This window comes from Ruegeria sp. HKCCD6604, from assembly GCF_013110635.1.
Classification (GTDB): Bacteria; Pseudomonadota; Alphaproteobacteria; order Rhodobacterales; family Rhodobacteraceae; genus Ruegeria.
Genome location: NZ_WVQW01000009.1, coordinates 122,518 through 131,529 on the forward strand (window position 1 = coordinate 122,518; position 9,012 = coordinate 131,529).

At 57.4% G+C, this 9,012-nt stretch carries 7 protein-coding genes; 2 read left to right on the forward strand and 5 right to left on the reverse strand.

From position 1 onward, the window contains the following. Positions 1 to 664 precede the first annotated feature (664 nt). The 3 genes from GS614_RS18460 to GS614_RS18470 form a co-directional block, all read right to left on the reverse strand. Positions 665 to 1,687, reverse strand: coding sequence for a GSU2403 family nucleotidyltransferase fold protein (locus GS614_RS18460; RefSeq protein ID WP_171727029.1), 1,023 nt, complete (start codon positions 1,685 to 1,687; stop codon positions 665 to 667). An 87-nt stretch (positions 1,688 to 1,774) separates the two neighbouring features. Next, a complete protein-coding gene (locus tag GS614_RS18465) occupies positions 1,775 to 5,218 on the reverse strand; it encodes an AAA family ATPase (RefSeq protein WP_171727024.1) in 3,444 nt (1,147 codons plus the stop codon). A gap of 3 nt (positions 5,219 to 5,221) precedes the next feature. Then, the gene (locus GS614_RS18470) at positions 5,222 to 6,469 is read right to left on the reverse strand and encodes a DNA repair exonuclease (protein ID WP_171727025.1); all 1,248 of its coding nucleotides are present in this window, start codon (positions 6,467 to 6,469) and stop codon (positions 5,222 to 5,224) included. A 324-nt stretch (positions 6,470 to 6,793) separates the two neighbouring features. On the opposite strand from GS614_RS18470, the gene GS614_RS18475 reads away from it, so the two are divergent. Both GS614_RS18475 and GS614_RS22380 read left to right on the forward strand, forming a co-directional pair. Further along, positions 6,794 to 7,072: a hypothetical protein gene (locus GS614_RS18475; RefSeq protein ID WP_371809416.1), complete on the forward strand. Its 279-nt coding sequence runs from the start codon at positions 6,794 to 6,796 to the stop codon at positions 7,070 to 7,072. A gap of 5 nt (positions 7,073 to 7,077) precedes the next feature. Further along, positions 7,078 to 7,212: a hypothetical protein gene (locus tag GS614_RS22380; RefSeq protein WP_256368890.1), complete on the forward strand. Its 135-nt coding sequence runs from the start codon at positions 7,078 to 7,080 to the stop codon at positions 7,210 to 7,212. Positions 7,213 to 7,312: 100 nt separating this feature from the next. Here the strand turns inward: GS614_RS22380 and GS614_RS22255 are convergent, their stop codons facing one another. Further along, on the reverse strand, positions 7,313 to 7,630 hold the full coding sequence (locus GS614_RS22255; RefSeq protein ID WP_253285439.1) for a hypothetical protein: 318 nt from the start codon (positions 7,628 to 7,630) through the stop codon (positions 7,313 to 7,315). Then, the coding region (locus tag GS614_RS18480) for a UvrD-helicase domain-containing protein (RefSeq protein WP_253285440.1) at positions 7,579 to 9,012 on the reverse strand (1,434 nt) is incomplete at its 5' end. The genes GS614_RS18480 and GS614_RS22255, both read right to left, overlap by 52 nt.

Below are 9,012 nucleotides of genomic sequence, written 5' to 3' on the forward strand. Positions count from 1 at the left end.
CCGAATTTCGGAGCCCTGGCTGCGCAGTGTGTCGACAATCCGTTCCGCCGTGGCCGCGCCAAAGCCTGTTGTAGCCTTGTGATGAGGTTACTGTCGCGGGCGGCAAAGGGTTGGAACATCGAATGTACTACAAAGTTGGTGCTTTTGATTGTCTGGGTCTCTTCCTCGATCGCGACGTGCTAATTCTTCTGTCCGTCGCCTCCGGCATATTGTTTTCAGCTTGGGCATGCGCGGCATGACCCTGGAAAACGCCACTGCCTTTTCTGCGATCTTGCGCGAGACCCTGTAGAATTTGTACCGTTCCTAAAGCCTGGTTGCGCCCAAGAAAGCTGCGGTTACTAGGGGCTAGAAGATATCAGGGTCCCCTGCTGTGGTAGATTTCTGCCGGTTGGGATGAACTGAGCAAAAACAACCCGCGAAACGTTGCGGAAATCGTTGCGTGAAATACGCTGAAAGCAAAAAAGCGCCCTTGGGCGCCTTGTTTTATTGGTCGGAGTGAGAGGATTCGAACCTCCGACCCCTGCCTCCCGAAGATCGGTGCAGGTGGCCAAGTTATTGATTTTTAGTCAAAGGAGCCCTGTTTTCCAGGCGTTGTCGCCAATCAAACCAGCCAAGTTCAGGTTCGGCAGGTTCATTGAACCTGAGAGCACTGTCTACATGCGCGTTAATCCTGCAGTTCCTGTAACAGCCGCTGCGTTTTCGGCATGCGGTCCAGGCTGGCCTCAATCCTAGAACGCCACTTGGGGCCACGAGAGAGTGCATCTTCGTAGGCGTCATTCAATTCATCCGGCCGATCCTGAGCAAGCACCTCGACTAGAAATGCGGCCTGTCGTCTGTCCTTTTCTGCTTTGAGGGCATTTTCACCGGGACGGCGACGGTCCGCGACGATCAACTTGTGGATGGCATAGCGTTCTGGCTGCGGGATTTGCACCAAAACGCCACTCCGGTAGGTTACAGCAGCGTTGATTGGCTCCGCGATGAGGTAGTTCAGATGGTGCAATCCTTGCGCATCCACTCCCAAAGCGGGCAGTTCGCGCACATCCTCATCCTCACCAAATGATGGAGTGAGGAATTCTATCAGCGTGTCGCCTCGTGTCTGTTTCCAACGCCAGGTGCGTCCGGCCGTGAGACTGGGCTGCGCCATGAAGTCGAAATCGCGGAACACATCTTCCAGCGATGGTGATGCAGTGTCCTCCAGCACCAGCGACAACCTGGAAAAGCTGGCGATGTCGATGTCATCCGTGTGAGCGGTCATTTCCATGTCGAAACGCACACCCAATTCACCTTCGTAAAGGCGGAAGGCGTGCGTCCCCACTATGGTGCCGCCTAGACGAAATACGCCGGACGTTGCCATCGCAGAGAGCAGGCTGCCCGTGGCAGCGTCCAGACCCAGAAAACCTTCTGCTCTTAGGAGCCGCACGAGGCGCGCCCGGTTGCGGCGGCGGTCTTCCTGTCGGGCTTTCAAAGTTTTGTGCTGTTCCAGCCTACCGCGCAGTTCCTCACAATCCTCTCCCAAGTAGTGCTTTTTGACATCGGAACCGACCCGGTAGGTGTCATACCAGTAGGTCCTGTTGTTGCGTTCGACTCGTGTGGGGGTGCCTCGGATGTCCGAAACAGCATCGTCCCGCAGTGAACGCAGGAGATCGTGATAAGCGGCATGTGCTATGGATGAATGGCGCGTGAACATCTTGGCTTCCACTGTGCTCAACGGATTTTAATTTTGTTGAACATAGCGTATGTTCAACAAAAAGTAAAGATGTTGAACACCACGCTTTTAGCTCTGTAATTCGTGAATAAACACAGATGGGCATGAATTTTTCGCGATGTCGCAAAGATGCGCGTGATGAGTCAGGTAGATCACCTGGCCGCTTTTGCTCATCTCAGCTAGCAGGCCGAAGGCCTCGGCGGTGCGGTCGTCGTCGAAGCTTTCCATGATGTCATCGGCAATGAACGGCACTGGGCCGTTGTTGCGAGCAAACTCGTGGTAGCCTGCAATGCGTAGCGCAAGGTAGAGCTGAGCCCGGGTGCCGTCTGAGAGTTGGTCAGCCTGTTTCGAGCCACCCCCAGCGGCCAGCGCCACCAATACTTCGCGGGAACCATCCGGCTGTGCGGCGAGGCCAGAATATCGGTCCCGCGACATGATCCGGAAAGCTTCTGATGCGCGTTCGAGCATACCGCTGCGGTGAGTGTCACGATAGCTCCTGAGAGCAGCGTCGACTGCTAAGAGCCCCAAACGCTGCCGTAGGTGGCGCCGGGCGCCGACCTCAATCTCAAGCAACAATGTCTGGCGTTGTTCTTCCAGACGGGCAACTGCGTCATCGCCACCGACCGCTTCGACGGCGTCTTCCGCCTTGCGGAAGTCGTCTTGCGCTTCTTCCTGTGCTGTGCGCAGGGTTTTCAAATCGGTCCGCAGGCTGTCGGCGCGTGCGGCGAGAGCATCGGCATCTAGTTCACGCAGTTGCGCACGTGCTTTTTCGACTGTATCGCATCGCATCCCTGCACAGAGGTCTTCGGTCAGTTCGCGCTGAGTTTCACGCAGTTTCGACAGTTCCCCTGCTCGCGTGAGCGCATCGCGCGCTTCGGCCCAATCTTCGACCCCAAAGTGACGGGAAAATTCTACGGTCCGATTACGATGAATCTCGGCTTCCTCTTCCAACTCCGAGAGGGCTTGTGTGGCCGTCGTCAAACGATCTGTGAGGTTGGTTCGCTGATCTTCGCGGCTCTCCGCTGCGCGCTGTCGCCGGGTGATGTCACGCCACAGATCAGTCGCTGGCAGATCGGTAGGCATTTCGAGGCGAACCGCCAAATCGCAAACCTCTTGTTCAAACCTTTCGCGGTTGGATTGCATGGTTGTTATCCGGTGGGTCAGTTCGCCGATGCGGCCCTGATGTTCACGCAGCCGTTCGAGCTCTTCGAGGATCGCACGCATCTCGTCGACAGCGGGCGGCGCGTCGGCCATCCAAGTGTCGGCACAGGCGGCTTCCCACTTTACCTGCCATTCGGCGCGCGCATCGTCTGCCTCTAGTTTGTTGCGCTCACGTCTGGTCAGGTTCTGGCGGGCCTCGGCTTCGGCCTCGCTCAAAGCCTCAACCTTAGACACCTGGTCCAAGAGAGATTGAGCGGTTTCAAGGGCTAGAGCCAGGCTCGTGTCTTTGGGTATCTCGCGGCCCGCCTGTGCAAAAGCGTTCGAAACATCCAAACGCGCCTGGGCGACGACCTGCACGAGCCGGGCAAGATCGCGCGCCTTGTCATCGTGCTTGACCAGGGCATCCTGTGCTATGTCGAGCTTGTCGAGCCAAGCGCGGAAAGTTGGCAGGTCGATGTGGGTAGGGAGAGCGGGGGAGACCTTGGCAGCGATTCCGGCAAGCCGTTTCGCCAGGTTTTTGCGCCGTTCTCTGGCCTCGGCCGATTTCACTTTTGCAGCGTCGACTTGTTGTTGGGCTTCGACCAACGCACGCTCGGCCTCGGCTGTCTTTTCGGCATGGGCGCGCTGATCCGCAAGGGTGGCAGCCACTTGGTCGTCGAGACGCATCGCAACTTCAAAGCGCTCTGCCGTTTCATCCGTCAGATCCGCACGGTGGTTGGACCATTCGGATTCCCGACGTGTTCGCACTTGAGCTGCCTCTTCCAGAGTAACCACGGCAGTTGTTCCGATTGCATCGCGTCGAGCGAGAGCTTGGGTCACAGCCTGTTCTAGTTGCTCCATCCAATCATCCGCCCGGTCGACCGCCCTATCCGCCTCGGCGATTTCCGCGTCCAGTTGCTCAAGAGTGGCGCCGTCTGGCGGAGTCACACTCGCCAATTCATCGTTGTTTACCGTCCAGGGTGAAAGCGCAGACAGGGCCGAATTCAAACGTGCTTCCGTCTCTTCAAGCTCGGTGCATACACGATCGTGTGCGCCGACAGGATCGTCGCGGCGAAGGTTTTGCACCAAACCGGCCAGCCCACCCAAATCTGACACGCTGCCTCCAGCCTCACGTAAACGCCGTTCAGCGCGCTCGAGGTCATCTTTAGCGCGCTGCAATTCTCCAGTCGCGGAATCGCACGCGGTTTCCACACCAGAACATTTTTCGATCAGCGCGCGCAGGCGCCCCAGGGTTCTTGCCTCGGGCAACAGCGTGGTCGGATCCGCCCCAACTTGCCCAAGTCGAGACAGGCAATCATTGACTGCTCCGGTCTTAGCTTCTTGCTCTCCGCGCCGTTTGGGCAAGTCCTCCACGGCGGTGTCATGGGCCGATTTCAACTGTTCCGCCGCCTCGATGTCCTCGCGCGCATTCAGAACCGGCCCGTCGGATGGGAGATCCTCTAATTCGGCTACCAACCTTGCCACAGTCTTTTTCGCGACCTCAAGCTGGGTGGCAACGGCGGTCTCCCTGCGGTCAAGTTCGGGAAGCTCAGCAAGCCATCCCTCTGGAGGTTCTGGTAGCGCACCGTAGCTAGCGATCTGCGTCTCTAGGCGGTCCAGCCGCGGTAAAAGCGGCAGAGCGGCGATGTGGCGGTCGGTTTCGATTACATCGGTCTGTGCAGCTTCTGCCGCATCGCGCGCCTTTTGCCAGGCATCTTTGGTCCGATCGCATTCGGTCGATAGGCGAGCATACTCGGAAGCAGCAGTGTCCAATTCCTTGATCTGCCTTCCCAAGCCGTCGTAGGCGGCACAAAGATCGCGCAACGCACCCTTGCGTCCGGTCCTGTTTAGGAACCCCTCCGACTCTGCACGCAATTCGTCCAACTGCGCCGCCAGATCGGTCATCCCGGCACTCGCCTGAAATAGCAACTCACCGAGATCCCCTTTGCTGGCCAGGATGCTTTCGCCTCCTTCATCCAGGGTCTGCCGATTGAGCGAGAACATCGCTGCATAGGATGAGCGGTCGAGTCCTCGCAGACCGCCATGCAGCAACGCTTCACCTAGCGGTTTACCGCTGGCGTCGAGCAGAGAATTGTCACGTTTCTTGACCCGGAGCAGTTCATGCGTCTGCCCGTCGATGTCCAGCACGGCCCCCAATTGCATCGACGGGTAGGGGTGAATGAAGTTCATGCTGCTTCGCACGGGGATCTGGAACAGCATGTCCAGCCAGCCTTCAAGCAGGGTGGATTTCCCAGCCTCGTTTGCGCCGTAGATCACGTGCAGGTCCGGGCTTCCGGGTGTTGGGACGGGAAGCGACAGGCTCAGATCAGTGAACTTGCCAAAACGCGTGAGGTCGAGCCGGTTCAGTCGCATTGTTCAACCACCGGTCTCTTCGAGGCGCGCAAGCACCTCCATTGCACCCTGCTGCATCGCATCGACAATAGTTGCGGTAGTCTCTTCCTCACTATCACCAAGAAGCCCTCGCAATTCGCGTGGAAGATGCTTCAGCAGTCGTTCCACGTCTTCCAGAACGGTCGGATCATCCGGGGGAAGACTTCGCTGCGTGATGATCTGAGCCAGTTCCTCCACCGCGCCTCCAGTGGACGCATTGCTGATGGCGGACAACGCAACCTCGATCTTGTCGATCCAAAGCGTGCCGATCTGCTCGGCGACGTTCTGTGCCTCGGCGTGTAGCAGGTCGAGGTCACGACCCGCTCTCCAGGCCAATGGAGTTTCTCCGGTCAGCACCGGTCGGACGATCAGGTGCTCACCAGCGTGGTCACGCCGCGCTGTGTGCAGAGCATGCTTCAGCGCCTCAATTAGGTCTGGCCAGTCAGACAATAGGTGGCATTCCACCGAGAGCCGTTCGAACTGCGCCATCGCGAGGTGCCGTTCCTCTACCGCGATCAAACCGTCGTCGGCCACCGAAACCAGCGAAACCGACTTGTTCCCGGCCTCGCCGATGTCGCGACCCTGCGGTATTCCGGGCATGACTACAGTGGTCGTGCCGGTGTGAATGGTCCGCCGGTGGATGTGCCCCAGCGCCCAATAATCGAACCCGGTCGCGTGAAGTTCGGCCAGCGTGCAAGGTGCATATGGATCATGCCCCTGTGCTCCGCCGAGGGACGTGTGTAGCATTCCTATATTGAAAGCCCCCATCACTGGTGGCCCAAAACGGTTCAACAGAGTGTCGGGTGCATGGGGGTCACGAAATGAAACACCGTGAACAGCAACTGAATGATCGTTCCAGTCAGTCTCGACGACCTGTGCTTTGCCCGGGAACACCGTCACGTTTTCCGGCAAGACTAGCTCACGCGTGATTTTGGACGCCGCATCGTGGTTGCCGCGGATAATGAAAACCGGAATGCCCGCTGCGTCTAGGCGCTCCATCTCTAGAGCGAGGAAACGAGCAGTTTTCATTGATGTTTGACTGCCGTCATACAGGTCGCCGGCAATCAGCAGCGCCTGGACATCTTCAGACACGCACAGTTCGACAATCCGCCTGAATGTGGTTCGGGTCGCGTTCCCAACTACTTCGGCCAGTGCTTCGTCGCGCATGGCTAGAGACTTTAGCGGTGAGTCCAAATGAATATCTGCAGTGTGAACGAACCGGAAGGCCAACATATTTCCCCAATAAACACTAAACCTATGAGAGAAATTGAAACTACGACGTCGTGACCGTCAAGGCGGAAGTATTGAGCTCGCTTTCTATTAACGAGAATACGGAAACACAAACGGCGTATCATTTCCCTCGGAATCCCCAATCACCCCTTCGCTATATCGAAGACATGCAGCGCTTGCTGCGTCAGATCTGAGAGGATAGCGATGACAAAGAAACCGCACTTCGACACCCGGATGGCGATGTATGTCGAACGCCGGGTGCTCGAACTGAAGCCGACCAAGAGCTAGGCGGAGATCGCGGCGCAGGCCGGTTATGTGAACCAGAACATGATCACGATGATCAAGCAGGGCCGCTCCAAGGTGGCCTTGGATCGCGTCCCGGCCCTGGCGCACGCTCTGGAAGCAGATCCGGCCTTCGTGATGCGGCTCGCCCTGGAGCAGGCGATCGGCCGGACGGCAGCTGAGGCCGTTGTGGAGGTGTTCGGTGAACCCGTCACTGCAAACGAAGTTGGTTGGTTGCAGGCGATCCGTAAGGCTTCCAGCAACACCGATCCCAGACTGACCAGCAGGTCACAGGCCGCGATCAACGCGATTTTCGGGAGATAAGATACATGTGTGATAAGAATGACGATCTGACACCTAACGAACGCGCCTGGCTGCGCTTCCTGCGCGATGTTAGCAATGACAGCGACCCCGGCATTACCCTGCGCCGGGTGCAGCTATTGCGGCGCCTATGCGAGCTTTGAAGAGCTTGATGGAATTGCGTAGTAGGAAGGCGGGGAGGAATGGTTGAAGTGCTAAGCCTCGCTGGATCCCTCTGGAAACATGAAATTTGTTAGTGATGTCCTAGTTGACGGGCACGAAAACGAGTTCCGGCAAAACCACCTCCCATGCATCGCGGCGGAGCGTATGGTGGAAGGCTTCACCTGAGTCCTCTTTTCTCCATTTAAAGATGGTGGCGATTTCCCCCCTCTCAAACCGGGTATTTGGCGGTGGTGCGAAGGATTTGGACATGCGGCTCAGCACTTGCCCTTTTTCGTTGTGTAGCAACCAGCGGTCGCCGTCCTTTACCAATAACACTGCATCGCCGACGCGTGCCGCATTAACAGCACTCAGAGAAGAATGGCCTGGATGCAGGCGTCCAGCATAGGAAAGATCAACCATCCGCGCTTCAGCTGCTTGAAAAAACGGCGGGGACTGGGCAACGCCTTCATGTCGGGTGCCACGCGACGGGTCAGAACCGAAGGTGTTTCTGTTGGTAGGTATTCGTGGTTGTCGTTGCTCATCACGGCCAAGCTGCGGCGAGCACGTGTCATGGCGACGTAGAACAATCGGCGGGGGGCGTCCTGATCTTCTGTTTTAGAGGGACGCTCCCATCCACCATCTAGGATGACCACATCGTCAAACTCCAACCCCTTCGAACGGTGAGCCGTAAGTAGCTTTAGACCTCGCTGTTCGTCCCAGCTATCTCGCGCCCATTCTGCGAACCATTCGACTATGTCTGGGACAGGCAAGCTTCGCGATCCGACTTCGCGTGCCAGAAGGCCTAGTCCTTCGCCAATTCGGTTGGTCCAGAGCGAGGGAGGAAATGTGTTCAGCACTTCGGTCAATCGTTCGAGCGAATAAAGCTCTGTGGGGGTCTCGCATAGGGCTTTGACAAATGCCTGCATCTCGCGCATCCGCCAGAGGCTTGGCATGCTTTCGTTGGCCATTTCGACAGGTATGCCGAGGTTTTCGGCAAAGTCGCGCACTGGTATCAACTTGCGCCAATCGCGTGATATAATCGCGGCGCGTGACAACGTCCAATCGGGGTCAAGACGGGATATACGGATCAATTCTTCCAGCGCAGCCGTGGCCTGGGCGTCATCCCCGGCCGGACATTCAAGGAATTGGACGCGGCCCTGCACGACTCGGTCCAATTTGGCCAGTTGCCCACCGGGGTCAGTCATTCTCCGGTCTTCGTTAACGGTGATGTCGTGACCCAGCTTCATACGCGCGGCGGCCCCTGCAATCACGGCGTTGGCGGTGGCGACGATATGACCGGTAGAGCGGTAGTTCTCGGTTAAGAAAACCGGTTTTGCAGCGTAGTCCTGTTCAAACTGGCGGATGTAGCGGATCGATGCACCGGAGAAGGTATAAATATTCTGATCGTCATCACCCACTGCAAAAAGACTGAGTCGCAGATCGGGATCGTCCAGGGTTCTACCCGCCACAGCAGCGATCAGCGCATATTCGTCGGGGCCAATGTCCTGATATTCATCGACCAAAATCCAGCGATAACCCTGTATCAGTGTGTCACGCAGCGCCTCGGCCTCTTGCTTGCTTAGGCCATCACCTCGCAGTAGGGCTGCGGCCTTCTGCAATAGACCTTTGAAATCGGGGGCTTCGACTGTTTGAGTTCCACCAAAACTAGCACCGACCAATCGCATAGCCAGTGAATGAACAGTTGAGACGGTTTCTAAGGTTGAGTCATCTCCTACTAACCGGCGCAAGCGTTTGAGCCTCCCCAACTGAACGGGTCCACCGTTATGTTTAGGAAACGGAGG

Coding starts and splice junctions, on each gene's coding strand:
- GS614_RS18470 (WP_171727025.1), bottom strand. CDS start 6,469: ATGTTGGCCTTCCGGTTCGTTCACACTGCAGATATTCATTTGGACTCA.
- GS614_RS22380 (WP_256368890.1), top strand. CDS start 7,078: ATGTGTGATAAGAATGACGATCTGACACCTAACGAACGCGCCTGGCTG.
- GS614_RS18460 (WP_171727029.1), bottom strand. CDS start 1,687: ATGTTCACGCGCCATTCATCCATAGCACATGCCGCTTATCACGATCTC.
- GS614_RS18475 (WP_371809416.1), top strand. CDS start 6,794: ATGATCACGATGATCAAGCAGGGCCGCTCCAAGGTGGCCTTGGATCGC.
- GS614_RS18465 (WP_171727024.1), bottom strand. CDS start 5,218: ATGCGACTGAACCGGCTCGACCTCACGCGTTTTGGCAAGTTCACTGAT.
- GS614_RS22255 (WP_253285439.1), bottom strand. CDS start 7,630: ATGGTTGATCTTTCCTATGCTGGACGCCTGCATCCAGGCCATTCTTCT.